This window comes from Paracoccus sp. KR1-242 (assembly GCF_049446195.1).
GTDB classification, from domain to species: domain Bacteria; phylum Pseudomonadota; class Alphaproteobacteria; order Rhodobacterales; family Rhodobacteraceae; genus Paracoccus; species Paracoccus broussonetiae.
On the sequence record NZ_JBMSED010000012.1, the window covers coordinates 130442 to 154426 of the forward strand.

Consider the following 23985-nt stretch of genomic DNA (forward strand, 5'->3'; position numbering starts at 1 on the left):
CTGCTGGGGTATTTGAAAAACGGTGAAGTCCGAAACTCGGGCTGCCCCCTTCACGGCTTCACTGTTTCGCAAATACCCAATGCGACCTCTCCACTCGCGAATGGTGCGAGGATTCACGAATATGGGTAAGACCTGCACCGAACTTGCCCCGCGCGCCGCAGGATCGTAGAAGCGTCACGACCCGAGAATGAGGCGCGCATGACCCATCCGAAACCCGTCGTCCTTTGCATCCTCGATGGATGGGGCATCTCGTCGCGGCCCGAGCAAAGCGCGCCGGATCAGGCCAATACCCCGAATTTCGACCGGCTGATGCGCGAATGCCCGCATGGAACGCTGGTGACCTTCGGCCCCGATGTCGGTCTGCCCAAGGGGCAGATGGGCAATTCGGAGGTCGGCCACACCAATATCGGCGCTGGTCGGGTGGTCGCGATGGACCTGGGCCAGATCGATCTCGCCATCGAGGATGGCAGCTTTTACGAGAATACCGGTATCGGCGCCTTTATCGAAAAGCTGAAGGCCAGTGGTGGCACTGCGCATCTGATGGGGGTCGTCTCGGATGGCGGTGTCCACGGCCATATCCAGCACGTCATCGCTGCGGCCCGCGCCATCGCGACCCGTGGCGTTCCGGTGGTCATCCATGCAGTGACCGACGGTCGGGACGTGCCGCCGAAATCCGCGATGGGCTTCGTGACCGAGCTTCAGGGCAACCTGCCCGCGGGCGTGGCCATCGGCACTGTCATCGGGCGCTATTATGCAATGGACCGCGACAATCGCTGGGAACGTGTCAGCCGGGCCTTTGCCGCGATGGTCCGGGCGCAGGGACAGTCCGCCCCCGATGCCGCACATGCCGTCGAAGCCGCCTATCACCGCGACGAAACCGACGAGTTCATCCAGCCCACGGTGATCGCGGGCTATGCCGGTGCAAAGGACGGCGACGGCTTTTTCTGCCTGAATTTCCGTGCCGATCGCGCGCGAGAGATCCTGGCCGCCATCGGCCAGCCGGATTTCGATGCGTTCGAAACCGGGCCGCGGCCGCAATGGGCCTCGCTGCTGGGCATGGTCGATTATTCCACCAGGCATGACGAGTACATGGACGCCGCCTATCCGAAGCGGCAGGTGGAAAACACGCTGGGCGCCTGGGTCGCGAACAAGGGCCTGCGCCAGTTCCGTCTGGCCGAGACCGAGAAATATCCGCATGTCACCTTCTTCCTGAACGGCGGCAAGGAAACGCCCGAGCCGGGCGAGGACCGCTTCATGCCGCAAAGCCCGAAGGTCGCGACCTATGACCTTGCCCCCGAAATGTCGGCGCCCGAGGTCAGCGCGAAGCTCGCCTGGGCCATCGGCGAGGGTTACGATCTGATCGTCGTGAACTATGCCAACCCCGACATGGTCGGCCATACCGGCAGCCTTCCGGCAGCCATCCGCGCCTGCGAGGTCGTGGACAAGGGGCTGGGCATGATGCTTGAGACGCTGGACAAGGCCGGTGGCGCGGCGGTCGTCATCGCCGACCACGGCAATTGCGAAACCATGATCGACCCCGACACCGGAGGGCCGCATACCGCCCATACCGTGAATCCGGTTCCCGTCATCGTCTATGGTGGACCGCAGGGCGCCAGCCTGAGCAATGGCCGCCTGGCCGATATCGCTCCGACCGTGCTGGACCTGATGGGGCTGGACCTTCCGCCCGAGATGACCGGCAAATCCCTGATCGTGCGCCCATGAAGCTGAAACTCGCCCTGCCCGTCCTTCTTGCCGCGGGCCTTGCCAGCGTCGCCCCGGCCCAGCAGGCCAGCTCTGCCCAGCAAAGCGCCGCGCTTAGCCAGGCGGCGCAAGAGGCGGCCGAAGCCGCCGACATGCTGCGCAATGCGACCGGCCAGCTTGATCAGGCGCTAAGCAAGGATGACCAGGTCCGCTCGCTGACCGACATGATCCGGGCTTATGAACAGGGACTGGCTGCGTTGCGCGACGGATTGCGCCGCGCCGGCATCCGCGAGCAGGAAATCCGCGCCGAGTTCGATGCCCGCCGTGACCGTCTGGGTCGGGTCGTCGGCGTGATGACCGCCATGCAGCGTTCCCCCGAAACGATGTTGCTGCTGCACCCGGCCGGACCGGAGGCGTCGGCCCATGCCGGGATGATCCTCAGTTCGGTCGCGCCCGGCCTTCAGGCCGAGGCCGAAGACATGCGCCGCCAGCTGGAAGAGATCCAGACGGTCCGCACCCTGCAACTGAACGCCGCCAATACTCTGGCCCAGGGTCTGGGCCAGGTGCAGGAGGCACGGCGGCTGCTGGCTTCGGCCGTCACGGACCGTTCGGATCTTCCGGTGCGCTTCGGGCAGGACCCGGAAGAGCTGACCTCGCTTGTTCAGTCCGCCGATACGCTTGATGCCTTCGCATCCGGGATTGTCGGCATGGAACAGGACGTCGGCGCGCCGATGGCCGATTTCGAAGGCGCGCAGGGCAGCCTGCCCTTGCCGGTGCTTGGCACGGTCCTGCGCCGCTATAACGAGGCCGACGCCGCCGGTGTCCAGCGCCCCGGTCTGGTCATTGCGACCGGTCCTGCGGCGCTCGTGACGACGCCATGGAGCGCGACCATCCGCTATCGCGGCCCGCTGCTCGACTATGGCAATGTCATGATCGTCGAGCCGGCGCGCGGCTATCTGATGATTTTCGCAGGCCTGGCCCAGGTCTTCGGAGAGACGGGCGACGTGCTTGCCGCAGGCGACCCGGTCGGCCTGATGGGCGGCATCGAACCTGAAGCACAGGAATTCGGGGCCGAGTTCGTGGCCGACGCGGCCATGGGCAACGGCGCTGGACAGAGCGAAACACTGTATGTTGAACTGCGAAAAGGCAAGGAAACACTGGACCCGGCCGAGTGGTTCGTGATGAATCCCATCATCGGCGGGACAAGCCACAACGCAACCGGGCAGGACGGAACATCGGAATGAAACATTACCTTCTGGCCGGAGCTATCGGCACCATCGCCGGCACATTGGTCGCGACCCAGTTCGCGGGCCCCCTGGTCGCGCAGGAAACCGGCAAGAACGCCTCAGTCTATGAGCAGCTCGACCTGTTCGGCAACGTCTTCGAACGCGTCCGCAGCGACTATGTGGAACAGGTCGACGACAAGGAACTGATCGAGGCCGCGATCAACGGCATGCTGACCTCGCTTGATCCGCACAGCTCGTTCCTGTCGGCCAAGGATTACGAGGACATGCAGACCCAGACGCGCGGCAGCTTCGGCGGCCTTGGGATCGAGGTCGGGCAAGAGGACGGGATCGTCAAGGTCATCTCGCCCATCGACGACACACCCGCGGCCGAGGCGGGCGTCAAGGCGGGCGACTATATCACCCATGTGAATGGCGAATCGCTGGTCGGGCTGACGCTGGATCAGGCGGTCGAGAAGATGCGTGGCCCGGTCGGGTCCGAAATCAAGATCACCATCCTGCGCGAAGGCGAGAAAGAGCCCTTCGACCTGACCATCGTGCGCGACACCATCAAGCTGACCGTGGTCAAGACTCGTGTCGAGGGCCATGCCGTTGTCCTGCGCGTCTCGACCTTCAACGACGAGACGATGGACACGCTGAAGACCCAGATGGCCAAGGCGGTCAAGGATGCCGGCGGGATGGACAAGATCACGGGTTTCGTTCTTGACCTGCGCAATAACCCCGGCGGCTTGCTGAACCAGGCCATCGAGGTTTCGGACGCCTTCCTCGACAAGGGCGAGATCGTTTCGACCCGCGGACGCAAGCCCGAGGAATCGGAACGCTGGAACGCCGAAAAAGGCGATCTGGCGCAGGGCAAGCCGATGGTCGTTCTGATCAACGGCGGTTCGGCCTCGGCCTCGGAAATCGTGACCGGCGCGCTTCAGGACCACCGTCGCGCCATCGTCGTCGGCACCAAGTCCTTCGGCAAGGGATCGGTCCAGACGGTGATGCCCGTGACCTCGGACAGCGCCATCCGCCTGACCACGGCACGCTATTACACGCCGTCGGGGCGTTCGATCCAGTCGCTTGGCATTCAGCCGGACATCATCGTTGAACAGCCCCCGGCCAAGCCCGTGGACGAGAACGAGGACAAGCCCAAGACCGAGTCGAAATTCCTGAACTCGGAAGCCGACCTGCGCGGCGCTCTGAACAACGACGCGATCAGCGACGATGAGCGCAAGCAGATCGAGGAAGAGGCCAAGCAGGTTGAAGCGACCGCCAAGCTGCGGGACGAAGATTACCAGCTTGCCTATGCCGTCGACATCCTGAAGGGGCTTTCCGCGGTGAACTTCCAGGCCAGCGCCGTTCCCGACAGCGTGAAGCCCGCGATCACCGGCGAGGATGCCACCCAGGAAGACGAGGAAGGCGCGGAACGGCAATGACAGGGCAATTGCTCGGCCCGTCGGGCCTGCCCTATCGCCCCTGCGCGGGTGTCGTCCTGATCGACAAGCGGGGTCTGGTCTTTGCCGGGCAGCGCATCGACAATCCGGGTCATGCCTGGCAAATGCCGCAAGGCGGGATCGACGCGGGGGAAACCCCGCGCGAAGCCGCCCTGCGCGAGTTGGTCGAGGAAACCGGTGTCACCCCCGATCTGGTCGAGGTCATCGCCGAATCCCCCGAATGGGTCACCTATGACCTGCCGCCCGAGCTTCTGGGCAAGGTCTGGAAAGGGCGCTTCGGGGGTCAGCAGCAGAAATGGCTGGCGCTGCGCTTCCTTGGCTCGGACAAGGACGTCCGGATCCAGACCGAGCACCCCGAGTTCGACCGCTGGCAATGGATGCGCGCCGCCGACCTGACCTCGTCGATCGTGCCCTTCAAGCGTTCGGTCTATGAACAGGTGTTCAAGGATTTCGCGAACTTGGTGTCCTAGGGGTTTTTCTCAACCTGAAATTGAAATGCCGCACTCCACCGGAGCGCGGCATTTTCATTGGGAGTCCCGCGACCAGTCATCACCGGCAAAAATTGGCCGAAGAAATGGAAAAACCTCCCCAAAATACGAAGCTGATCAATTCGCAATATAATGTTTTGATGCTTTGGCCGGAAATAATCCATTCCGCACATATCGTTGCAAACCGCGTCGCCAATCAATTCACGCGCTGAAAACAAACCGGTGATCTCAGGAACAAAGAACCCTGCGAAAGGCTTCATCCTCCAGTCGAAAGGAGATCAGCCATGAAACGCCTTTTCCTCATTCCCGGAGCCATCGCCGCGATTGCCGCCGGATCCGCCTTGGCCCAAACCACTGTCGTGACGCCGGGCCAGCCGGTCGTCGTGACCCAGCCCCCGGCAACCGCGCAAGTCCAGACCAATGATCCCCCGACCAGCGGTGGCGGCGCGGTCGGCGGCGCAACCACCGGAGCCATTGCCGGTGCGATTGCCGGCGGGCCGGTTGGGGCTGCCGTGGGCGGTATCGTTGGTGCCGTCACCGGTGATGTGACCGAGGACGCGATGACGCCGGCGACCCGCACCTATGTGCTGCAAAATCCGGTCCAGTCTGTTCCGGTTCAAGGCAATGTCGTCGTCGGCTCTCAAATCCCCGACGCGGTCCAATTCCAGCAGATCCCGGATTCGCCCTATCAGTATGTCTATGTGAATGACCAGCCGGTGATCGTCGAACCGCAAACACGCAAGGTTCTTTATGTGGTCCGGTAATTCCGGTTCCCAATAAACAATCCGATGGGCCGGTTTCGAATACTGGCCCACCGATATTTATCTGAATGACGTGGAATTGGCATTCGCCAAATCCAATGAAGCCATTCAGCAATTAAGGCCCTTGAATTGCCGCATCCCCTGCCCTATCTGCAGGGGCGAGGACGACCTCTCCATCATGGATATCAAGCGGGACGGCCCGATCTTTCGACAGGAGATCAGGCATGGCTTGGTTCTATCTTCTTGCTGCAGGCATTCTGGAAGTCGTCTGGGCTTACGCGATGAAGAAATCCGCGGGCTTCACAATCCTTACCCCCTCGGTCGTCACGATCGTCGCCATGATCGCCAGCTTCGCGCTGCTGTCCGTCGCGATGAAGACGCTGCCCCTGGGCACTGCCTATACGATCTGGACCGGCATCGGCGCGGTCGGGGCCTTCATCCTGGGCATTACTTTGCTGGGTGAGGCCGCAAGCCCCGCGCGCATCATCGCCGCCCTGCTGATCGTCAGCGGCATCGTCACGATGAAGCTGGCCTCGGGCCATTGACGGCCAAGCCAGACCCGGTCGGGTGCGGGTCGGCTGAGCGAACCGCCTGACCTGTATAATATAGCGTCAGGGCAGAGATCCACCACGAGCGGGAATCACGCCTCAAGCGGAAATGGGCAGGACGCCTTGCGCGCCCTGCCCCGGATCCTCGTCGCAAGATCACAGTGTCTTGGCCAGCGCCTCAAGCTGATCCGCCGCCATCCCCCAGCCGGTGTGAAAACCCATCGCCTCGTGCTCGGCCTTGGTTTCGGCATTCCAATGCATGGCGCGAGCCTCGTAATCCGTGCCGCCGCCCTCCGCATCCGACAGCGTGACGCTAGCCGCCATGAAGGGCTTGCCTGCAGGCCGCCAGCCCGGTTCGAAGGCGTCGGTGAAAATCAGCCGTTCGCCGGGCAGGATCTCAAGGAAAACGCCGATATTGTCGAAACGCTCACCCTCGGGACCGTTCATGACGGTAGAGAACTGACCGCCCGGTCGCAGCTCGATCCGCGCTTCCGAGACATTCCAGGGCTTCGGGCAGAACCATTGGACCAGCAGGTCAGGTTCGGTCCAACAACGCCAGATCGCGGCGCGCGGCGCTGCCAGAAGGCGTTTCAGGACAAGGTCGTTCTCGGATTCGTTCATCTGCAACCCTCCAATTTGCGGGGGCAGGATAGCATGTCAGGCGGCGGCGCCCAAACCCGCCAGCCGCGCCTTCAGCGCCTCGCGCGGAACTTCAGCGCGGGTGCCCTGCAGGACCGCCCGACCGCGTTCCAGCATCAGGAAGCGGTCGCCAAGGTCATGGGCAAAGTCGAAGAACTGCTCGACCAGGACGATCGCCATGTCGCCACGGTCACGCAAGCCTTTGATGACACGCCCGATCTGCTGGATGATGTTGGGCTGGATCCCCTCAGTGGGCTCATCCAGCAGCAGGACCCGAGGGCGGGGGATAAGCGCCCGCGCGATGGCCAGTTGCTGCTGCTGCCCGCCGGACAAGTCGCCGCCGCGACGGTGGGCCATTTCAGCCAGAACAGGGAAATGGTCAAAGATCTCGTCGGGAATCCGCCGCTCGCCACGGGGCAGAAGCGCAAGGCCCGTTTCCAGATTTTCGCGCACGCTCAGCAGCGGAAAGATCATCCGCCCTTGCGGGACATAGCCCACGCCGCGGACCGCCATGCCCTGCGCATTGACGCGACCCAGTTCTGCGCCATTCAGCCGCAGGCTGCCGCCCGAGCGCGGATGACTGCCCGACAGAACCTTCAGCAGGCTGGTCTTTCCGACGCCGTTATTGCCCATGACGCAGGTGACCTGCCCCGGCTCGGCGATCAGGTCGACACCGTGCAGGATCTGGCTGCCGCCGTAATGCAGGGTGATGTCGCGTGCTTCCAGCATGTTTAGCCCCTTCCCAGATAGACGTCGACGACCTGCGGATTCGCGGTGACGTGGTCCAGGCTTCCCTCGGCCAGCACGGCGCCTTCGTGCAGCACCGTCACCTTGCATTCCAGCCGACGCACGAAGTCCATGTCGTGTTCGACCACGACAACGGCGTGCCGTTCGGCCAGCCGGCGCAGCAGCGTGGTCGTCTGCTCGCGCTCGGCCAGCGTCATCCCGGCGGCGGGTTCGTCGACCAGCAGCAGGCGCGGTTCCTGCGCCAGCAGCATCCCGATTTCCAGCCACTGCTTCTGGCCGTGGCTCAACTCTCCGGACTTGCGCCCCAGATGTTCGGCAAGACCCACTTCCTCTGCAAGCTCAGCCACGCGAGCGACGCTGTCGGCCGAAGGGCGCCAGCGCAAAACGCGGAACGGCCCACGGGCAGCGCTCAGCGCCATGGTCAGGTTCTCGGCCACCGTTTGATCCTCGAAGACCGTCGGACGCTGAAACTTGCGGCCGACCCCGGCGCGTGCAATCTGCGCCTCGTTCATCCGAAGCAGACTTTTCGAGCTTTCGCCCCACAGCACCTCGCCTTCATTCGGGCGGGTCTTTCCTGTCACGATGTCCATGAAGGTCGTCTTGCCCGCGCCGTTCGGCCCGATGATGGCGCGCAGTTCACGCTCGCCGATTTCGAAGGACAGGTTGTTGATGGCGCGGAACCCGTCGAAACTGACCGAGATGCCGCGAACCTCCAGCAGCGCGCTCATTCCACCGCCTCCTTTTCGCGCAGGGCGCCCATGTCGGGGCCAAGGGCGGCCCCCCGGCGGTGGGGCGGGCGCAGCCCCTCGAACCAGTCGACCAGCCCGGAAATGCCCTTCGGCGCGAACAGGGTGACCAGCACGAAGGACAGGCCCAGCAGCACCTGCCACCAGTCGACCCATTTGATGGTATAGATGCCCAGATTCACGTCCGGCGCACGGCCGCCGGTGAACCAGCTTGACAGAAGCGACACGAAGACGGCCCCGATCGCCGCGCCATAAAGCCGCCCGCGCCCGCCGATCGCTACCCAGACCGCCAGATAGATCGAGGCGATGGGCGCAAGCTCGGCCGGATTGATGATCCCCGCCTGTGGATAATACAGCGCCCCGGCGATGGCGGTCACGATGGCGGACAGCACAAAGACCACCAGCTTGTAGCTTTCGACCGAATAGCCCAGAAAACGCACCCGCGCCTCGTCGTCGCGGATGGCGCGGGTAACGCTGCCGAATTTCCCCGAGGCGACCCAGGCGATCAGCAGATAACCCAACCCCAGCGCCAAAGCCGAGGCCCAGAGGAACCAGACCGACAGCCTTTCCTGCCCCACGCCATCCAGGCCGGGGATGTTTTGCAGGCCCGACAGGCCGTTGTTCCCGCGCAGGCCGGAATCGTTCTGGAACAGGTAAAGTGCCAGCGCCAGCGTCATCGCCTGCGTCAGGATCGACAGGTAAACCCCGTTCACGCGTGAACGGAAGGCCAGCCAGCCGAAGACCAGCGCCAGCAGCCCCGGCACCAGCACGACCAGCGCCAATTGTGCCGGAAGCGAGCCGGCAAAGGTCCAGATCGCCGGGAAACGGTCCGACCCCACGACGCCAAAGATCTGGGTGGCGACGGCGGCGGAAATCTCGGCCTCGGTCGGCGGGATGGGCAGGTTCGCAAGCGAGCCGGCGACGATCCCCTCGGTCCGGGCGACCATCAGCCACATGCCGATCATGTAGCCGCCAAGCGCGAAGAAGGCCATTTGCCCAAGGCTCAGGATACCGGCATAGCCCCAGACCAGATCCATCGCCACTGCCGCCAGTGCAAGGCAGAGCGTCTTGCCCAGCGTCTTGACCATGCTGGTCGAGATGACACCAGTGCCATAGCCCGCCGACAGCACCGTGACCGCGACGGTAAAGACCGCCAGCACGGCAAGGAAGACAAGGATCGAAGGGTGCCGCAGGACCAATGGTTTGCGCATGTCAGGCCCCCGCCGCCCGGCCTCTGGCGGCAATGATGCCGCGCGGCCGAAACTGGATGAAAATGATGATGAACAGGATCATGTAGGTCTGGGCGGCCAGCGTATTGGCCGGGTTGAACCATTCGATCCCCTTTTGCAGGAAGCCGATCAGCGCCGCGCCCGCCAGCGTGCCCCAGATATTGCCGACCCCGCCGACAACGACCGTCATGAAGCTTTGCACGATGTAGTCGCTGCCCAATTCGGACGTGACCTTGGCAAAAAGCCCGATCGCCACGCCCGCGATTCCGGCAATGCCCGAGCCAAGTCCGAAGGTCAGCATGTTGATGCGGTCCGGGCTGATGCCCATGCTGGCCGCCATGCCGGGGTTCTGGGTCACGGCGCGGACCTCCAGCCCCAGCCGGGTGCGGTTCATGATGAACAGGTAGAGGCCCAGGAAAACCAGCGCGAGGACCAAGATCGCGATGCGGATATAGCTGATCGAGACCACGTCGTTGAAGGTCAGCGCGCCGTCCAGCCATGCGGGCGCAGTCAGCGGCCGCGCCTGCGTGCCGAAGATGTTCTTGGCCAGCTGCTGCAACGCGATGCTGACGCCGAAGGTGGCCAGCAGCGTCTCCAACGGGCGCTTGTAAAGATGGCGGATCACCAGCCGCTCCAGCGCGACGCCCGCGGCGAAGGTGACGGCAAAGGCCAACGGCAGCGCCACGATCAGCGACAGCGTACGGTCAGATATGAACTGCTGCACGACATAGCCGGTATAGGCGCCCATCATGATGAATTCGCCATGCGCCATGTTGATGACGCCCATCACCCCAAAGGTGACTGCAAGCCCGATGGCGGCCAGGAAATAGATCGAGGCCAGCGACAGCGCGTCAAGCGACAGGTCCGCGGCCTGCATCAGCCCGATCCGCGTTTCCGTGCCGCGCAGCGCGGCGCGGGCGGCGTCCGTGACCTGCGGGTTTGGCTCAGCGTAAAGATCAAGGAAACGGTGCCGGGCCAGCGCCGCGTCGACCTCATCCTCGCTGGCGGCGGGCTGGACAAGGCCCTGACCCTCCAGCGCGGTATAGGCGCGGTCGCGCGCCTGCTGATCACCAAGTTCGGCAACAGGAATGCCACCGACAGCCCCATTGGCAATATGGCCGGACAGCGTCGCGCGCATCGCGTCTGGCGTCAGCCGCGCCGGGGCAAGCCCAGCGGAGACCAGCATCCCATAAGCCTCGTCGCGGCCAAGATCGCCACCGACGGAAAGTTCACGGGCGATATTCGCACCCGCCGGGACAGCCTCCAGCGCGACCCGCTTCTTCGCTAGGATCGGATTCAGGCTCGCGCGGAAATCCAGCCCGGTATCACCGCCGAAGCCTTCGATCGCGGCGATGCGTGCATCGGGATCAGGATCATGCTGGATGGTCAGCAACCGCTCCAGCCGCGCCTTGCGCGCGGCAAGCGCCGGGTCGGGATCGTCCCTTGCCTCGCGCAGCAGCTGCAACTGCCCGGCATCGGCACGACGGGCCAGTGCGTCCAGCGCCTCGGCCCGGCGTTGCGGATCAGGATCGGACAGGGCATTCCCGGCCAGGGCGGCCGCGATGACGCCACGCACACCTGAATTCGGGCGCAGAAGGGTCAGATCCGCCTCGACAGCCGCGCCCAGATCGGCACCGGTCACCGCGTCCTGCATCCGCAGGCCCTGCCCCTCGGGCGCGGTGATGACCAGCAGCCCGTCGCTTTTGCGCAGCGCGAGCAGGCGGTCACCCCAGGCCTGCAGCAAAGCCGCGCCTTGTGGACCAGTGGCGGCAATTTCCTCGACCACCGGTCCGACCGACTGGCGAGAGGGTTTCTCGATCTGCGCGCGATGGCTGGCGACGACCACCGCCAGGTCGGGCGCTTGCGCCCGCGCGGCAAGGGGCAGGACCAGCGCCAGCAGCGCCAGGACAGACAGAAGGTGACGCATGAAATCCTCGGACCGCAAAGGGGCGGCGACGACCGCCGCCCCGGTCAGGCTCAGTAGTTCGACTGCGCCTGCACGCAGCTTTGGGTCTCGGTGTTCCACATGCCGCATTTCTTGCCCGGCCAGTCGGCGTCCAACTTGGCGCTTTCGGGCAGGAAGTCGGTCCAGGCATCGCCAGCGACTTCGTCGGTCTGGCTGACAATGTCGAATTGACCATCGGCGCGGATCTCGCCGATCAGGACGGGCTTCGTCAGGTGGTGGTTCGGCAGGACCTTGGCGGTTCCGCCGGTCAGGTTCGGCACCTGGACCCCCACGATCGAGTCAAGAACGGCGTCGGTATCGGTCGACCCCGCCTTTTCCACCGCCGCGACCCAGGCGTTGAAGCCGATCATCGTCGCTTCCATCGGGTCGTTGGTCACGCGATCATCCTTTCCGGTGAATTTGTGCCACTGCTCGATGAAGGCCTTGTTCTCGGGGCTGTCGGCGGACTGGAAATAGTTCCATGCGGCCAGGTGCCCGACCAGGTTCGCGGTATCCAGGCCAGCCAACTCCTCCTCGCCGACCGAGAAGGCCATGACCGGGATGTCATCGGCCGAAACGCCCGCCGCCGCCAGTTCCTTGTAAAAGCCGATATTCGCGTCACCGTTGATCGTCGAGACGACGCCGACCTTCTTGCCATCTGCCCCCAGCGCGACCACGTCCGCGACGATCTTCGACCAGTCGGAATGCCCGAAGGGGGTATAGTTAACGAAGATATCGCCCTCGGCCACGCCCTTGCCCTTCAGATAGGCGTCAAGGATGTTGTTCGTGGTGCGGGGATAGACATAGTCGGTTCCCAAAAGCGCCCATTTCTCGACGCCCAGTTCCTCCATCATGTAATCCACAGCCGGGATCGCCTGCTGGTTCGGCGCGGCACCGGTATAGATCACGTTCTTCGAGGATTCCTCGCCCTCATACTGGACGGGATAGAACAGCAGCCCGTTCAGCTCCTCGATGACCGGCAGGACCGACTTGCGGCTGACGCTGGTCCAGCAACCGAAGATCGCATCGACCCCGTTGACCGAAATCAGCTCGCGCGCCTTTTCCGCGAAAAGCGGCCAGTCCGAAGCCGGGTCCACGACCACCGCCTCGATCTTCTTGCCCAGCAACCCGCCCTTGGCGTTCTGCTGGTCCACCATCATCAGGACCGTATCCTTCAGCGTGGTTTCCGAAATCGCCATCGTCCCGGACAGTGAATGCAGGACCCCGATCTTGATCGTGTCTTCCTGCGCCCATGAGGCGCCCGCCAGGCCGACCGACAGAAGGGCGGCGGCCAAGGCGCGATTGTGATGTTTCATCCCTGTTTCCCTCTCGTTGATTATGCCGCGTGGCGGCTGCAACGATCAGGTCAGCGACACCGGATTTTGCCAAGTTCCGGGGCAACTTCGTTCGAAACCGTTCGGAACTGCCCGATTTTCTGCCAGTTTTTCGGGCGACAGGCGTTGCGATGCGGCAAATGGAAAAGGGGCGGCCTGCGCCACCCCCTTCCGCCCACAATCTGTCCGGGTCTAGCTGCGCAGCATCGCCAGAAGCTGGCTGTCGGCATAGCCGTCCGGGACCAGTCCGCGCGAACGCTGATAGGCCTTGACCGCCTCGACCGACTTGGCGCCCAGCTTGCCGTCGACTCCGCCGGTGTCGAAGCCCTTGGCCATCAACAGGCGCTGGATCTCGGCCTTTTCGCCATTCGACAGGGTGCGGTCGCCACGCGGCCAGCTGCCGCGAATGCCCGGTCGTCCGGCAATCCCGTCCGCGAGATAGGAAACCGCCAGCGCATAGCTGTCCGAGGCGTTGTATTTCAGGATGGCGCGGAAGTTGTCGGTGATCAGGAAAGCCGGGCCGCGCGCCCCTGCAGGCGCAAGGATCGCCCCCGAGGGCACCGCGCCGCCATTCGCCGCGCGCACGCCCATGGCCGCCCACTGGCTGCCCGACTTCACCACCGACTTGCCGACATGGTTGAAGTCGAAGCCCTGTGGCAGCACGACCTCGGTTCCCCAGGGCTGACCCGGACGCCAGCCGTTCTGGCGCAGATAGGACGCCGTCGAGGCCAGCGAGTCCGTCGGATCGTCCGACCAGATGTCGCGGCGGCCATCGCCGTTGAAGTCGACGGCATGGCTGAGGAAGGACGAGGGCATGAACTGCGTATGTCCCATCGCGCCCGCCCAGCTTCCGACCATGTGCGAGCTGTCGACATCGCCGGCCTGGATGATGCGCAGCGCGCTGACCAGCTCGCCCGCGAAGAATTCGCCCCGGCGGCCGTCATAGGCCAGCGTCGCCAGCGCGGGCACGATCTGCGTGCTGCCGCGGTTCGCGCCGAAATTGGATTCCATGCCCCAGATCGCCAGGACATATTCGCGCGGAACGCCATAGCGCGCCTCGATCGCGGACAGGGTGCTGTTGTAGCGCGCCGACATCTGCCGGCCGGTTGCGATCCGGCTGCCGCCGACCGCACCGTCAAGATAGTCCCAGATCGGCTTGCTGAACTCGCTTTGCTTGCCGTCCAGCGCCACGATACTGGGCTGGAAATGCGCCCCGGCCATGTTGCTGTCGAACACCGCCGGAGAGATGCCCGCCGCGATCGCGCGGGGGCGGAAGCTTTGGACCCAATAGCGGAAACCGGCCTCCGAACCCTGGCCGCCCGCCGTCGGCAGGCCGCTGAAATTGCCTCCGCCTGCACCGGGGGCCCGGCTTGATACGCCGCAACCCGCCAGCGCGCAGACCAGAAGGATCGCGCCCGCCAATCGGAAATGTCCTGCCCTCATTTCTTGCCTGTCCCGTGCTCTTGTTCTGGTTGAGAACCAGTCTAACCCAGCAAGGCACGATTTGGATAGGCCCGGATCAGGCGTCGTCGTCTTCCGCGTCCTCATCCTCGTCGCCGAACAGGGGCTCCATCTGCGCGACGATGACGGCATTCTCCTCAAGCGCGCGATCCATCAGGGCGCGCTCTTCCTCCGGGATGTCGTGGCCTTCAGCCAGCCGCTCCTCGACGGTGCCGTGGCCGGTGACTTCGATCGGCGAAAGCCCCGCCTGCTTCAGGATGGCCACCGTTTCGCGCACGGCCTCTCCTTCGTCCGTGCCCGAGGCATAGCAGACCAGCGCCGCGCCGGTTGCGTCTTCAGGCAGGCCGTCATCGGCGGCACGGCCGACCTCGACCAGAAGCGTATAGACATGCTGCGCCATGGCTTTCCCCTTGATGCGATTTGCGCTCATATCCCCGAAACATCGGAGAGTGACAATGAGCAAGAGCCTTGCCCGGGTCCGTGCCGCGCTGGAAGCCGCCGGAGCCACGACCCAGATCCGCGAAACCGACGACCGCGCGCGAACCGCAGCGGGCGCGGCCGAAGTCGTCGGCTGCGAGGTCGACCAGATCGCCAAGTCTATCATCTTCCGTGGCGAAGAGTCGGGCCATATCGTGCTGTTCCTGACCGCGGGCGGCAACCGCGTCGATTCCGGCAAGGCGGCCGAGGTCGCGGGACAGGATTTGGGCAAGGCCGATGCCGACCAGATCCGGGCCGAGACGGGTTTTGCGATCGGCGGCGTCGCCCCGGTCGGACATCTGCAACGGATCGAGGCCTATATCGACCCGCGCCTGACCGAATTCCCCGAGGTCTGGGCGGCGGCGGGGACGCCGCGACACCTGTTCTCGATCTCGCCGCAGGAGTTGATCCGCATCACCGGCGCCCGCATGGCCGAGTTCACCGAATGAAAAAGGGGGGCGATCTCGCCCCCCGTCTATGGCTATTTGGCGACCGCCCGGTATAGCCAGATCAGGATCACCGCGCCGACCAGTCCGACGAAACCCTGTGCGATCCAGCTTCCGGGCTGAGCGTTCAGCCCCAGGACGCCCAGGATCGCGTTGCCGACCACGGCGCCCACGATGCCCAGGATGACGTTCAGGAAAATCCCGGTATCTGCCTTCATGATGTTGCTGGCGATCCAGCCCGCGATACCGCCCACGACGATGGCGGCGATCCAGCCCAAGCCTTCCATGCACGTCTCCTTTGGAAAGGGTGTCCGACGCCTTAACGCCGCGACCCCCAATGAAGTTCACATGGCTCGGGGCGGAATCTGGGGCGCGCCGGACGCGCCCCATTCCGTCGTGTTTCAGTCGCGCAGAAGCTCGTTGATCGAGGTTTTCGAGCGCGTCTGCGCGTCCACGCGCTTCACGATCACCGCGCAATAAAGGTTCACGCCGTTCTTCGAGGGCAGCGAGCCCGCGACGACGACCGATCCGGCGGGCACCTCGCCATACATGACCTCGCCGGTTTCGCGGTCGACGATCTTGGTCGACTTGCCAATGAAGACGCCCATGCCCAGAACCGATCCTTCGCGCACGATGCAGCCCTCGACCACCTCGGAACGCGCGCCGATGAAGCAATTGTCCTCGATGATGGTCGGGCCGGCCTGCATCGGCTCCAGCACGCCGCCGATGCCCACGCCGCCGGACAGGTGGACGTTCTTGCCGATTTGCGCGCAGGAACCGACCGTGGCCCATGTATCGACCATGGTGCCTTCGTCGACATAGGCGCCCAGGTTCACGAAGCTGGGCATCAGGACCACGCCCTTGGCGATGAAGGCCGATTTGCGCACGACCGCATTCGGCACCGCGCGGAAGCCCGCGTCGCGCCAGCGGTTTTCGCCCCAGCCGGCGAACTTGCTGTCCACCTTGTCCCACCAGCCGCCATTCTGCGGACCGCCAGCATGAACTTCCATGTCCTTCAGGCGAAAGCCCAGCAGAACGGCCTTTTTCGCCCACTGGTTGACGTGCCAGTCGTTGCCGCGCTTCTCGGCCACGCGCAGCGTGCCGCGGTCCAGGGCGTCAAGCGTGGCCTCGACAGCCTCGCGCGCCTCGCCGGTGGTGGCGGGGGTGATCTGGTCGCGAATGTCCCAGGCGGATTCGATGGCGGCTTCAAGCTGGGCGTTGGACATGGGATCTCTCTGTTGCTGGAACTCGGGTGGAAACTGTCTCGCAAGGGCTATAGACCGGGGGCGTGCAGCCGCGCAATCCGCGCCTGCCCCACGTCAGAGGTTTCGATGATCGAAGAAGACGAGCGCCACCACCCGATCCGTGACAGCCAGCAGGACGCCGTGGCCGCGCGCCAACTGCCCGACACGCCCCAGACCCGTGCGCCCGCCTATCGTCTTGCCTTTACCGACCACGAATTCCTGCTGCGCGAGGAACTGCGTCCCGTCCGGCTGCAGCTTGAACTGCTCAAGCCCGAGATGATCATGGATGCGCGCGGCATCCGCTCGACCATAGTGCTGTTCGGCGGTGCCCGCATCCCTTCGCCCGCGAAGCGCGACGGCGCGCGCACCCCGGCCCTGGCCGAGCTGTCGCGCTATTATGAGGAAGCCCGCCGGTTTGCCCGGATGATGACCGAGCGCAGCCTTGAAAGCTATGGCGCCGAAAACGTCATCTGCACCGGTGGCGGACCCGGCGTGATGGAGGCGGGAAACCTTGGCGCGCACGAGGCCGGGGGGGCGTCCATCGGCCTGTCGATCGTGCTTCCGCATGAACAGGCGCCGAACGAATTCGTGACGCCCGACCTGTGCTTCAACTTCCATTACTTCGCGATCAGGAAGATGCATTTCCTGATGCGCGCCAAGGCCGTGACGGTGTTCCCCGGCGGCTTCGGCACCATGGACGAGATGTTCGAGGCCCTGACCCTGATCCAGACCGGCCGCATGAAGCGTGTCCCCTTCATCCTGTTCGGTGCAGAATTCTGGAACCGGATCATCAACTGGGACGCGCTGGCCGAGGCCGGCACGATCAACCGCGAGGATCTGGGGCTGATCAGCTTTGTCGAAACCGCCGAGGAAGCGGTCGCAATCATCGACAACTGGGTCGTGCCCTGCCCCTGAGCGGGTGGGTCAGACCCGGTGATAGGGGCTGCCCCCCAGAATGGTGGTCGCGCGATAGATCTGTTCGGCCAGCATGACGCGGACCAGCATGTGCGGCCAGACCATGCGCCCAAAGCTGATCGCCAGATCGGCGCGGTCCCGCAGGGCCGGATCGATCCCGTCCGCGCCGCCGATGACAAAGGCGATGTCACGCGCCTGATCGCGGAAACCCGCAATCTTCTGGGCAAATTCGGGTGAAGTCAGCATCTGCCCGCGCTCGTCCATCACGACCAGCGCGGCACCGTCGGGGATCGCACGTTCCAGCAGCGGAGCCTCGGCGGCCATGCCGCCACCGCGCTTGTCCTCGACTTCGGAAATCGTGACCGGAGGCAGGCCAAGCGCGCGTCCGGCCTTGGCATGACGGTCAAGGTAATCGGCGATCAATTTCGCCTCGGGGCCCTGCCGCAGCCGCCCGACCGCGGCAATGACCATGCGCATCGTCTGTTCCGGTCAGTTCTGGGGCCGGCGGGCCTCTTCAGCCGCGTGATCTGCGCGCATCCGCTCAAGCGTGGCAGAACGCAGCGCATCCGCCGGCATCCACATCTTTTCAAGCTGATAGAATTCGCGCACTTCCGGGCGGAACAGGTGAACGATCACATCATCGGTGTCGATCAGGACCCAATCCCCGGTTTCCTTGCCCTCGATCCGGGCGGTGCGGCCGGTCTGTTCCTTCAGACGCTGCACCAGCTTTTCGGCGATGGCGGCCACCTGGCGCGACGAACGACCCGAGGCGATCACCATGTGATCGGCCATGGCAGAACGACCGCGCAGGTCGATGGTCACGACCTCTTCGGCCTTGTCGTCATCAAGCGAGGTGAGAATGCGGTCCAGTAGCTGATCGCTGCTCAGCTCGGACTCCGCGGTGGACGCAGCCGGCGAAGGGGCCGGCGAAGCGGTATTGGACAGGGGTTCATCCTCCGGTCATCGAGCCGAAAAACCCCGGCACTGGGTTCCATCAATGTAGCATGAATCGCCGTCCGCTCAATGTTCCGGGCCGGTTTTTGTTGACGATGACGCCGCGGGACAGGCGAAATCCCGCGGATTTTCCTGCCTCTCCGGGCAGTTGAGCCCGGACTGGACCCAGGCAAGCTGGTTCGTTTGAAGCCGCGTCATCTCGTCCCGGCGGTCGCTTGCCCCATCACGGACCAGCGCATCAAGCGCAAAAAGCGCCGCAATCACCAACGGAACCACCCGCAGCAGGATGCGAATCGTCATGTCCTGGCCCTCCATCCGACTGGGCCGGGATGATAACGCAGATGACACGAAGGGGAATTGACAGGCGCGTGTGTCGATATTGCCTGGCCCGTCAATTCATCGTAATACTGCCGCCATGCGAGGATTCGTCTATTTCGACATCCATGACCGCGCCCGCCTGCCGGGGCGGTTTTACGGCGAAAGCCTGTCCGTCACTGCACGACTTTGACGGTCGACGGCGCGTGCCAGCGCCCTGCCGCGTATCGCGGCGCCAATTTTCGCGTTTTCCCAGCTACTCTTTCGGAAAGAGAAAGCCATGACCGGCAACACCAATATGGGCGCACCGCGCACCCTCTACGACAAGATCTTCGACGCGCATGTGGTCGACCGTTCCGATGACGGGACCTGCATCCTTTATATCGACCGTCACCTGGTCCACGAAGTGACCTCGCCCCAGGCATTCGAAGGCCTGCGCATGGCCGGCCGCAAGGTGCGCCGCCCCGACCAGACCATCGCCGTGCCGGACCACAACGTTCCGACCACCGCCGACCGGGTGAACGGGATCGAAAACCCCGAGGGCCGCATCCAGGTCGCCGAACTGGACAAGAACGCGCGTGAATTCGGGCTGAACTATTACCCGATGTCGGATGTCCGCCAGGGCATCGTCCATATCGTCGGCCCGGAACAGGGCTGGACCCTGCCCGGCATGACCGTCGTCTGCGGCGACAGCCACACCGCGACGCATGGCGCCTTCGGCTCGCTTGCCCACGGCATCGGCACGTCCGAGGTGGAACACGTCCTGGCCACCCAGACGCTGATCCAGAAGAAGTCCAAGAACATGAAGGTCGAGATCACCGGCAAACTGCTGCCGGGTGTGACCGCCAAGGACATCACCCTGGCCGTCATCGGCAAGACCGGCACCGCCGGCGGCACCGGCTATGTCATCGAATATTGCGGCGAAGCGATCCGCGAGCTGTCGATGGAAGGTCGCATGACTGTCTGCAACATGGCGATCGAAGGCGGCGCACGCGCCGGTCTGATCGCCCCGGACGAAAAGACCTTCGCCTATGTGAACGGCCGCCCGCACGCCCCGAAAGGCGCTGCCTGGGAAGCCGCGCTGAACTGGTGGAGGACGCTCTACACCGACGAAGGCGCGCATTTCGACAAGGTCGTGACCATCCGCGGCGAAGATATCGCCCCCGTCGTGACCTGGGGTACCTCGCCCGAGGACGTGCTGGCGATCACCGACAAGGTTCCCGCCGCCGAAGACTTCGAGGGTGGCAAGGTCGAGGCCGCGCGCCGCAGCCTTGACTATATGGGTCTGCAGCCCGGCACCCCGCTGAACGAGATCAAGATCGACGCGGTCTTCATCGGGTCCTGCACCAACGGCCGGATCGAGGATCTGCGCGCCGCCGCCGGCATCCTCAAGGGCCAGCATCTGGCCGAGGGCGTGCGCGGCATGGTCGTGCCCGGCTCGGGTCTGGTTCGGCTTCAGGCCGAGGAAGAGGGTCTGGACAAGATCTTCACCGATGCCGGCTTCGAATGGCGCCTTGCCGGTTGCTCGATGTGTCTGGGCATGAACCCCGACCAGCTTGCCCCGGGCGAACGCTGCGCCGCGACCTCGAACCGCAACTTCGAAGGGCGGATGGGCCGTGGCGGACGCACGCACCTGATGTCGCCGATGATGGCGGCAGCAGCGGGCATCAAGGGCCACCTGACCGACGTGCGCGAATTCATGGCCGAGACCGTCTGACTTCGGCGCGGCGGGGCACCCTGCCCCGCCGCAGCAGAAGCACGGCGTTCACTGCAATCAGCACCAGCCCGGCATTCTCGAACCAGAAGTTGAAACGGATGTTCGCGAAATCCATGCTGATGAGACGGTCGACATGATGGAACCCCACCGCCCGCACCAGAACGAAGCCGCAAAGCACGGCAAGGCCCAGCAGGGCCAGGCCGTTTGCGTGCAACTGACCGGAAAGCGAGCGCAGGGCAACCAGCAGGGCGACCAGCACGATCAGAACCAGCACCGCGATGAAGGCGATCTGTACCAGCCAGCGCTGGTCATACCAGCCCTGCACATGTGCCAGACAGCGCCCCGTCGCGGTCAGCGCGGTTTGCAGGTCAAGCTGCTTGTTGATGGCCAGGAACGCCATGATCGCCGCGATCGTGCCCCACAAGCCGCGCGCCGCACCCTGCGGCTGGCGGCGCAGGACCATGATCGCCAGCACAAGGCATATCACATACGAGACCACCGTCAGCCAGCCGGTGATCTCGGGATCCCCGATCTGCGGCCTCCAGTCGCCAAAGATGCAATCGCTCAGGCCGGACAGGCCGGGGAAACCAAACATCGAACATACCTCACGGACGGTGGCAAACTGCCGTCGCCAAAAAGCTAACGGCCACCCACGCGGCCAGTCAATTCTGCGAGGAAGCAAATGGACAAGTTCACCACATTGACCGGGATCGCCGCTCCGATGCCGCTGGTCAATATCGACACCGACATGATCATCCCCAAGCAGTTCCTGAAAACGATCCATCGTTCGGGACTGGGCAAGAACCTGTTCGACGAGATGCGCTATGATTCCGAAGGCAATGAGGTTCCGGATTTCGTCCTGAACCAGCCCGCCTATCGGCAGTCGCAGATCATCGTCGCGGGCGACAATTTCGGCTGCGGGTCGTCGCGCGAACATGCGCCCTGGGCGCTGATGGATTTCGGCATCCGCTGCGTCATCTCGACCAGCTTCGCGGACATCTTCTTCAACAACTGCTTCAAGAACGGCATCCTTCCGATCGTCATGCCCAAGGAAGTCGTCGACGTGCTGATGGAGGACGCCCGCAAGGGGGCGAATGCCCGCATGACCGTCGATCTGGAAAATCAGGTCGTCACCACCTCGGACGGGCAAAGCTTCGCGTTCGAGGTCGACGCCTTCCGCAAGCATTGCATGCTGGAAGGGCTGGATGACATCGGCCTGACGATGGAGAAATCCGGCTCGATCGACAGCTTCGAGACCCAGATGGCCCAGAGCCGCCCTTGGGTCTAAGGGCGCTTGCCGGGGCGGTCCTTCTGGCCGCCCTGGGTTCCGCCACCGCGGCCGCGCCCCTGCGGATCGCCACGTTCAGCCCCGACCTGTCGCGAGACGGGCCGGGGCTTCTTTTGCGCGATCTTGGCCGCACGGACGCCCAGATCGACGCGGTCGTCCGGGTGATCGCTGAAACCCGACCCGATATCCTGCTGCTGACAGGTTTCGACTGGGATCTGGACGGGCTGGCCTTGGCCGCCTTCCGCGCCCGGTTGTCGGCGGCTGGCGCGGATTATCCGCACAGTTTCTCGGCCCGTCCCAACGCGGGCATGCCCAGCGGGCTGGATCTGGATGGAAACGGCAGGGCCGGGACCGCCAATGACCGGCAGGGCTTTGGCCGCTTTTCCGGGCAGGGCGGCATGGCGATACTGTCGCGTCACCCGATCGGCCCGGTCCTTGACCACTCGGCGTTCCTGTGGCGCGATCTGCCCGGCAATCTGATGCCCCCGGCCGCGCCCGAGGTGGCGGCCGTGCAGCGCCTGTCCTCAGTCGCACATTGGGACGCGACGCTGACCGTCGCGGGAAAGCCGCTGCACCTGCTGGCCATGGCGGCCTCGCCCCCGGTTTTCGACGGGCCCGAGGATCGCAACGGCAGGCGCAACCATGACGAGTTGGCCTTCTGGCTGGACCGGCTGCCCGGCGCGCCCTTCGTGCTGGCGGGGCAAGCTGAACATCGACGCTGCCGACAGCGAGGGGCGCCCCGATGCGCTGGCCCGGATGATGGCGCGCGTGACCGATTCCCTGCCCGCAAGCGAAGGTGGCAGGGCCGCCGGCAGCGCGGGCGTGAACGCGGCGCAAAAGGGCGACCCAGCGTTGGATACCGGCGACTGGCCCGACGACAAGCCGCCCGGAAACCTGCGCGTCGATTACGTCCTGCCGCAAAAGGGCCTGAAGGTGCTTGGCTCGGGCGTCTTCTGGCCCGCGACGGGCGAACTGGCGCAGGTGGCGCTGGCGGCCTCCAGCCATCGGCTGGTCTGGGTCGATATCGACTGGCCGCCCGCCGAGCGGTGAGCTGACCTAGAACTCGACCCCCGGCTGCGCCTTGATGCCCGCGCGGAAGGGATGCTTTACCGCCTCCATCTCGGTCACGAGATCGGCGGCCTCGATCAGGGCCGGATCGGCATTGCGCCCGGTCAGCACGACATGGGTCATCGGCGGCTTCTCACGTTGCAGGAAATCCAGCACCTCCCCCACCTGCAGATAGCCATAGCGGAGCGCGATGTTGATCTCGTCCAGCAGGACCATGCGGATGCGGGGGTCGCGGATCAGCTCTTGCGCCTTGTCCCAGCCCGCGCGCGCCGCAGCAATGTCGCGGTCGCGATCCTGGGTTTCCCAGGTGAAGCCCTCGCCCATCGCGTGAAACTGGCACAGATCGCCGAAATGCCCGGTCAGCAACCGCCGCTCGCCCGTGTCCCATGCGCCCTTGATGAACTGCACTACCGCGCAGGGCATGTCATGGGCGATGCATCGCAGGATCATCCCGAAACCCGAGGACGACTTGCCCTTGCCCTTGCCGGTATGAACGATGACCAGCCCCTTTTCGCCGGTCTTGTCCTGCATCATCCGGTCTCGGGCGGCCTTGATCCGGGCCATCTTCTCGGAATGGCGGGTATTCCCTTCGGCTGACATCGCGACTCCCTTGCTTGACAAGTGCGGGCGCCCGGCGCACTTCTTTGCCTGCGCTGGTCCTGCCTTATGGCAGGCTAAGAGGGAATGCGACAGGCCTTGGCCTGGAAAGCAGCCGCCCCCGCGACCGTGACCGGAAAGGTCGCCCTATGCCACTGGCTTCGGCCGGGAAGGTGGGCCGACCGTTGGCGAAAGCCTGAATCCGCAAGCCGGGAGACCTGCCTGCGCCTTGTTTGACCGGCGGACGGGGTGTTCCTGCTTGGGTTCGTGGCACGAATCCCGTGCCCGCATACCCGCACCGCGCCCGCCACATGGAAATGAAGGGCGCATGGACGTTTCATTGCTTGTCTGCACCACCTGCCGCGCCGGCCAGCCGGTCCTGGATGGCCAGCCCGTCGCGGGCGCAAGGCTGCATGCTGCGCTGGACGGCGTGGCCCCGCCTCCGGGCGTCCGCATCATTCCCGTCGAATGCCTCTCGGCCTGCAACAGCGGCTCGGCCATCGCGCTCAGCGGGCCGGGCCGGTGGAGCTATGTCTATGGCCGGATGGAGATCGCGGACGTGCCCGAGATCCTTCAGGGCGCGGCCGCCTATGCCGCCAGCGCCGACGGCATCGTGCCATGGCGCGACCGCGTCGCGATTTTCCGCAAGCGCAGCATCGCGCGCATTCCTCCGATTGGGTGA

Annotated in this window: 28 protein-coding genes, 1 pseudogene and 1 riboswitch; of the genes and pseudogenes, 13 read left to right on the plus strand and 16 right to left on the minus strand. The window is 64.6% G+C overall.

Translation table 11 applies throughout. The annotated features are described in order from the left end of the window. The first annotated feature begins 198 nt into the window (after window positions 1-198). The 4 genes from gpmI to ACO2Q4_RS18140 are packed head-to-tail and all read left to right on the plus strand — an operon-like array spanning window position 199 to window position 4854. Complete coding sequence (gpmI, locus tag ACO2Q4_RS18125) at window positions 199-1722, plus strand: 2,3-bisphosphoglycerate-independent phosphoglycerate mutase (protein ID WP_423321016.1); 1524 nt, start codon at window positions 199-201, stop codon at window positions 1720-1722. Then, entirely contained in the window at window positions 1719-2945 is a 1227-nt protein-coding gene (locus tag ACO2Q4_RS18130) for a murein hydrolase activator EnvC family protein (RefSeq protein ID WP_311757704.1), read from the plus strand. Before gpmI ends, ACO2Q4_RS18130 begins: the two co-directional genes overlap by 4 nt. Then, window positions 2942-4366 carry a S41 family peptidase gene (locus ACO2Q4_RS18135; RefSeq protein WP_311757705.1) on the plus strand — a complete coding sequence of 475 codons (1425 nt, stop codon included), beginning with the start codon at window positions 2942-2944 and terminating at the stop codon, window positions 4364-4366. The genes ACO2Q4_RS18130 and ACO2Q4_RS18135 overlap by 4 nt, the downstream gene beginning before the upstream one ends. Continuing rightward, complete coding sequence (locus ACO2Q4_RS18140; protein ID WP_311757706.1) at window positions 4363-4854, plus strand: RNA pyrophosphohydrolase; 492 nt, start codon at window positions 4363-4365, stop codon at window positions 4852-4854. Before ACO2Q4_RS18135 ends, ACO2Q4_RS18140 begins: the two co-directional genes overlap by 4 nt. Here ACO2Q4_RS18140 and ACO2Q4_RS18145 read toward each other — a convergent pair. After that, window positions 4851-5132 (minus strand): hypothetical protein, encoded by a 282-nt coding sequence (locus tag ACO2Q4_RS18145; RefSeq protein ID WP_311757707.1) that lies wholly within the window; start codon window positions 5130-5132, stop codon window positions 4851-4853. The two genes, ACO2Q4_RS18140 and ACO2Q4_RS18145, sit on opposite strands and share 4 nt — an antisense overlap. 24 nt (window positions 5133-5156) lie before the next feature. Between ACO2Q4_RS18145 and ACO2Q4_RS18150 the strand changes: the two genes are divergently transcribed. Both ACO2Q4_RS18150 and ACO2Q4_RS18155 read left to right on the plus strand, forming a co-directional pair. After that, window positions 5157-5636 (plus strand): DUF1236 domain-containing protein, encoded by a 480-nt coding sequence (locus ACO2Q4_RS18150; protein WP_311757708.1) that lies wholly within the window; start codon window positions 5157-5159, stop codon window positions 5634-5636. Between the two features lie 221 nt (window positions 5637-5857). After that, window positions 5858-6178, plus strand: coding sequence for a DMT family transporter (locus tag ACO2Q4_RS18155; protein WP_311757709.1), 321 nt, complete (start codon window positions 5858-5860; stop codon window positions 6176-6178). Between the two features lie 159 nt (window positions 6179-6337). On the opposite strand, the gene ACO2Q4_RS18160 is transcribed toward ACO2Q4_RS18155, so the two are convergent. From ACO2Q4_RS18160 to ACO2Q4_RS18195, 8 genes are all read right to left on the minus strand, one after another. Next, window positions 6338-6802, minus strand: a complete 465-nt coding sequence (locus ACO2Q4_RS18160; protein WP_311757710.1) for an SRPBCC family protein — start codon at window positions 6800-6802, stop codon at window positions 6338-6340. A 36-nt stretch (window positions 6803-6838) separates the two neighbouring features. After that, window positions 6839-7549, minus strand: coding sequence for an urea ABC transporter ATP-binding subunit UrtE (gene urtE, locus ACO2Q4_RS18165; RefSeq protein ID WP_395131394.1), 711 nt, complete (start codon window positions 7547-7549; stop codon window positions 6839-6841). Window positions 7550-7551: 2 nt separating this feature from the next. Beyond that, window positions 7552-8295: an urea ABC transporter ATP-binding protein UrtD gene (urtD, locus tag ACO2Q4_RS18170; RefSeq protein WP_311757712.1), complete on the minus strand. Its 744-nt coding sequence runs from the start codon at window positions 8293-8295 to the stop codon at window positions 7552-7554. Beyond that, on the minus strand, window positions 8292-9524 hold the full coding sequence (gene urtC, locus ACO2Q4_RS18175; RefSeq protein WP_423321020.1) for an urea ABC transporter permease subunit UrtC: 1233 nt from the start codon (window positions 9522-9524) through the stop codon (window positions 8292-8294). Before urtC ends, urtD begins: the two co-directional genes overlap by 4 nt. 1 nt (window position 9525) lies before the next feature. After that, window positions 9526-11469 (minus strand): urea ABC transporter permease subunit UrtB, encoded by a 1944-nt coding sequence (gene urtB, locus ACO2Q4_RS18180; protein WP_423321022.1) that lies wholly within the window; start codon window positions 11467-11469, stop codon window positions 9526-9528. 50 nt (window positions 11470-11519) lie between these two features. Further along, window positions 11520-12803: an urea ABC transporter substrate-binding protein gene (urtA, locus tag ACO2Q4_RS18185; protein WP_423321023.1), complete on the minus strand. Its 1284-nt coding sequence runs from the start codon at window positions 12801-12803 to the stop codon at window positions 11520-11522. 210 nt (window positions 12804-13013) lie between these two features. Continuing rightward, window positions 13014-14264 carry a lytic murein transglycosylase gene (locus ACO2Q4_RS18190; RefSeq protein ID WP_311757715.1) on the minus strand — a complete coding sequence of 417 codons (1251 nt, stop codon included), beginning with the start codon at window positions 14262-14264 and terminating at the stop codon, window positions 13014-13016. Window positions 14265-14340: 76 nt separating this feature from the next. Then, a complete protein-coding gene (locus ACO2Q4_RS18195; protein WP_311757716.1) occupies window positions 14341-14682 on the minus strand; it encodes a hypothetical protein in 342 nt (113 codons plus the stop codon). Window positions 14683-14737: 55 nt separating this feature from the next. Here ACO2Q4_RS18195 and ACO2Q4_RS18200 point away from each other — a divergent pair, with 55 nt between their 5' ends. Next, complete coding sequence (locus tag ACO2Q4_RS18200) at window positions 14738-15208, plus strand: YbaK/EbsC family protein (RefSeq protein ID WP_395131402.1); 471 nt, start codon at window positions 14738-14740, stop codon at window positions 15206-15208. A 32-nt stretch (window positions 15209-15240) separates the two neighbouring features. Here the strand turns inward: ACO2Q4_RS18200 and ACO2Q4_RS18205 are convergent, their stop codons facing one another. Both ACO2Q4_RS18205 and dapD read right to left on the minus strand, forming a co-directional pair. Continuing rightward, window positions 15241-15492, minus strand: coding sequence for a GlsB/YeaQ/YmgE family stress response membrane protein (locus ACO2Q4_RS18205; RefSeq protein ID WP_311757718.1), 252 nt, complete (start codon window positions 15490-15492; stop codon window positions 15241-15243). Window positions 15493-15606: 114 nt separating this feature from the next. Then, window positions 15607-16431 (minus strand): 2,3,4,5-tetrahydropyridine-2,6-dicarboxylate N-succinyltransferase, encoded by an 825-nt coding sequence (gene dapD / locus ACO2Q4_RS18210; RefSeq protein WP_423321026.1) that lies wholly within the window; start codon window positions 16429-16431, stop codon window positions 15607-15609. Window positions 16432-16536: 105 nt separating this feature from the next. Between dapD and ACO2Q4_RS18215 the strand changes: the two genes are divergently transcribed. Beyond that, entirely contained in the window at window positions 16537-17364 is an 828-nt protein-coding gene (locus tag ACO2Q4_RS18215; RefSeq protein WP_311757720.1) for an LOG family protein, read from the plus strand. 9 nt (window positions 17365-17373) lie between these two features. Here ACO2Q4_RS18215 and rlmH read toward each other — a convergent pair whose 3' ends face one another. From rlmH to ACO2Q4_RS18230, 3 genes are all read right to left on the minus strand, one after another. Beyond that, a complete protein-coding gene (gene rlmH / locus ACO2Q4_RS18220; protein WP_311757721.1) occupies window positions 17374-17841 on the minus strand; it encodes a 23S rRNA (pseudouridine(1915)-N(3))-methyltransferase RlmH in 468 nt (155 codons plus the stop codon). A gap of 12 nt (window positions 17842-17853) precedes the next feature. Further along, the gene (rsfS, locus tag ACO2Q4_RS18225) at window positions 17854-18309 is read right to left on the minus strand and encodes a ribosome silencing factor (protein WP_390907809.1); all 456 of its coding nucleotides are present in this window, start codon (window positions 18307-18309) and stop codon (window positions 17854-17856) included. Window positions 18310-18384: 75 nt separating this feature from the next. Then, a complete protein-coding gene (locus tag ACO2Q4_RS18230) occupies window positions 18385-18618 on the minus strand; it encodes a hypothetical protein (RefSeq protein WP_423321028.1) in 234 nt (77 codons plus the stop codon). A 313-nt stretch (window positions 18619-18931) separates the two neighbouring features. On the opposite strand from ACO2Q4_RS18230, the gene leuC reads away from it, so the two are divergent. Further along, complete coding sequence (leuC, locus tag ACO2Q4_RS18235; protein ID WP_423321104.1) at window positions 18932-20350, plus strand: 3-isopropylmalate dehydratase large subunit; 1419 nt, start codon at window positions 18932-18934, stop codon at window positions 20348-20350. On the opposite strand, the gene ACO2Q4_RS18240 is transcribed toward leuC, so the two are convergent. Beyond that, entirely contained in the window at window positions 20331-20945 is a 615-nt protein-coding gene (locus ACO2Q4_RS18240; RefSeq protein ID WP_423321030.1) for a hypothetical protein, read from the minus strand. The two genes, leuC and ACO2Q4_RS18240, sit on opposite strands and share 20 nt — an antisense overlap. Before the next feature lie 87 nt (window positions 20946-21032). Here ACO2Q4_RS18240 and leuD point away from each other — a divergent pair, with 87 nt between their 5' ends. The 3 genes and pseudogenes from leuD to ACO2Q4_RS18255 all read left to right on the plus strand — a co-directional run bounded on the left by leuD (window position 21033) and on the right by ACO2Q4_RS18255 (window position 22688). Beyond that, a complete protein-coding gene (leuD, locus tag ACO2Q4_RS18245) occupies window positions 21033-21638 on the plus strand; it encodes a 3-isopropylmalate dehydratase small subunit (protein WP_395131413.1) in 606 nt (201 codons plus the stop codon). A 161-nt stretch (window positions 21639-21799) separates the two neighbouring features. Continuing rightward, window positions 21800-22279, plus strand: a pseudogene (locus tag ACO2Q4_RS18250) (endonuclease/exonuclease/phosphatase family protein); the annotation flags it as partial. A 1-nt stretch (window position 22280) separates the two neighbouring features. Beyond that, window positions 22281-22688, plus strand: a complete 408-nt coding sequence (locus ACO2Q4_RS18255; RefSeq protein WP_423321112.1) for a hypothetical protein — start codon at window positions 22281-22283, stop codon at window positions 22686-22688. A gap of 6 nt (window positions 22689-22694) precedes the next feature. Here the strand turns inward: ACO2Q4_RS18255 and cobO are convergent, their stop codons facing one another. Beyond that, window positions 22695-23306 carry a cob(I)yrinic acid a,c-diamide adenosyltransferase gene (gene cobO, locus ACO2Q4_RS18260; protein WP_395131419.1) on the minus strand — a complete coding sequence of 204 codons (612 nt, stop codon included), beginning with the start codon at window positions 23304-23306 and terminating at the stop codon, window positions 22695-22697. A 37-nt stretch (window positions 23307-23343) separates the two neighbouring features. Beyond that, a riboswitch (cobalamin riboswitch) is annotated at window positions 23344-23543 on the plus strand. A gap of 88 nt (window positions 23544-23631) precedes the next feature. Between cobO and ACO2Q4_RS18265 the strand changes: the two genes are divergently transcribed. Beyond that, window positions 23632-23985, plus strand: a complete 354-nt coding sequence (locus tag ACO2Q4_RS18265) for a DUF1636 domain-containing protein (RefSeq protein WP_423321032.1) — start codon at window positions 23632-23634, stop codon at window positions 23983-23985.

What these genes read in the sequence shown, in the direction of transcription:
- gpmI (WP_423321016.1), top strand. Translation starts at nt 199, where the DNA reads ATGACCCATCCGAAACCCGTCGTCCTTTGCATCCTCGATGGATGGGGC.
- ACO2Q4_RS18130 (WP_311757704.1), top strand. Translation starts at nt 1,719, where the DNA reads ATGAAGCTGAAACTCGCCCTGCCCGTCCTTCTTGCCGCGGGCCTTGCC.
- ACO2Q4_RS18135 (WP_311757705.1), top strand. Translation starts at nt 2,942, where the DNA reads ATGAAACATTACCTTCTGGCCGGAGCTATCGGCACCATCGCCGGCACA.
- ACO2Q4_RS18140 (WP_311757706.1), top strand. Translation starts at nt 4,363, where the DNA reads ATGACAGGGCAATTGCTCGGCCCGTCGGGCCTGCCCTATCGCCCCTGC.
- ACO2Q4_RS18145 (WP_311757707.1), bottom strand. Translation starts at nt 5,132, where the DNA reads ATGAAGCCTTTCGCAGGGTTCTTTGTTCCTGAGATCACCGGTTTGTTT.
- ACO2Q4_RS18150 (WP_311757708.1), top strand. Translation starts at nt 5,157, where the DNA reads ATGAAACGCCTTTTCCTCATTCCCGGAGCCATCGCCGCGATTGCCGCC.
- ACO2Q4_RS18155 (WP_311757709.1), top strand. Translation starts at nt 5,858, where the DNA reads ATGGCTTGGTTCTATCTTCTTGCTGCAGGCATTCTGGAAGTCGTCTGG.
- ACO2Q4_RS18160 (WP_311757710.1), bottom strand. Translation starts at nt 6,802, where the DNA reads ATGAACGAATCCGAGAACGACCTTGTCCTGAAACGCCTTCTGGCAGCG.
- urtE (WP_395131394.1), bottom strand. Translation starts at nt 7,549, where the DNA reads ATGCTGGAAGCACGCGACATCACCCTGCATTACGGCGGCAGCCAGATC.
- urtD (WP_311757712.1), bottom strand. Translation starts at nt 8,295, where the DNA reads ATGAGCGCGCTGCTGGAGGTTCGCGGCATCTCGGTCAGTTTCGACGGG.
- urtC (WP_423321020.1), bottom strand. Translation starts at nt 9,524, where the DNA reads ATGCGCAAACCATTGGTCCTGCGGCACCCTTCGATCCTTGTCTTCCTT.
- urtB (WP_423321022.1), bottom strand. Translation starts at nt 11,469, where the DNA reads ATGCGTCACCTTCTGTCTGTCCTGGCGCTGCTGGCGCTGGTCCTGCCC.
- urtA (WP_423321023.1), bottom strand. Translation starts at nt 12,803, where the DNA reads ATGAAACATCACAATCGCGCCTTGGCCGCCGCCCTTCTGTCGGTCGGC.
- ACO2Q4_RS18190 (WP_311757715.1), bottom strand. Translation starts at nt 14,264, where the DNA reads ATGAGGGCAGGACATTTCCGATTGGCGGGCGCGATCCTTCTGGTCTGC.
- ACO2Q4_RS18195 (WP_311757716.1), bottom strand. Translation starts at nt 14,682, where the DNA reads ATGGCGCAGCATGTCTATACGCTTCTGGTCGAGGTCGGCCGTGCCGCC.
- ACO2Q4_RS18200 (WP_395131402.1), top strand. Translation starts at nt 14,738, where the DNA reads ATGAGCAAGAGCCTTGCCCGGGTCCGTGCCGCGCTGGAAGCCGCCGGA.
- ACO2Q4_RS18205 (WP_311757718.1), bottom strand. Translation starts at nt 15,492, where the DNA reads ATGGAAGGCTTGGGCTGGATCGCCGCCATCGTCGTGGGCGGTATCGCG.
- dapD (WP_423321026.1), bottom strand. Translation starts at nt 16,431, where the DNA reads ATGTCCAACGCCCAGCTTGAAGCCGCCATCGAATCCGCCTGGGACATT.
- ACO2Q4_RS18215 (WP_311757720.1), top strand. Translation starts at nt 16,537, where the DNA reads ATGATCGAAGAAGACGAGCGCCACCACCCGATCCGTGACAGCCAGCAG.
- rlmH (WP_311757721.1), bottom strand. Translation starts at nt 17,841, where the DNA reads ATGCGCATGGTCATTGCCGCGGTCGGGCGGCTGCGGCAGGGCCCCGAG.
- ACO2Q4_RS18230 (WP_423321028.1), bottom strand. Translation starts at nt 18,618, where the DNA reads ATGACGATTCGCATCCTGCTGCGGGTGGTTCCGTTGGTGATTGCGGCG.
- leuC (WP_423321104.1), top strand. Translation starts at nt 18,932, where the DNA reads ATGGGCGCACCGCGCACCCTCTACGACAAGATCTTCGACGCGCATGTG.
- ACO2Q4_RS18240 (WP_423321030.1), bottom strand. Translation starts at nt 20,945, where the DNA reads ATGTTTGGTTTCCCCGGCCTGTCCGGCCTGAGCGATTGCATCTTTGGC.
- leuD (WP_395131413.1), top strand. Translation starts at nt 21,033, where the DNA reads ATGGACAAGTTCACCACATTGACCGGGATCGCCGCTCCGATGCCGCTG.
- ACO2Q4_RS18255 (WP_423321112.1), top strand. Translation starts at nt 22,281, where the DNA reads ATGACGAGTTGGCCTTCTGGCTGGACCGGCTGCCCGGCGCGCCCTTCG.
- cobO (WP_395131419.1), bottom strand. Translation starts at nt 23,306, where the DNA reads ATGTCAGCCGAAGGGAATACCCGCCATTCCGAGAAGATGGCCCGGATC.
- ACO2Q4_RS18265 (WP_423321032.1), top strand. Translation starts at nt 23,632, where the DNA reads ATGGACGTTTCATTGCTTGTCTGCACCACCTGCCGCGCCGGCCAGCCG.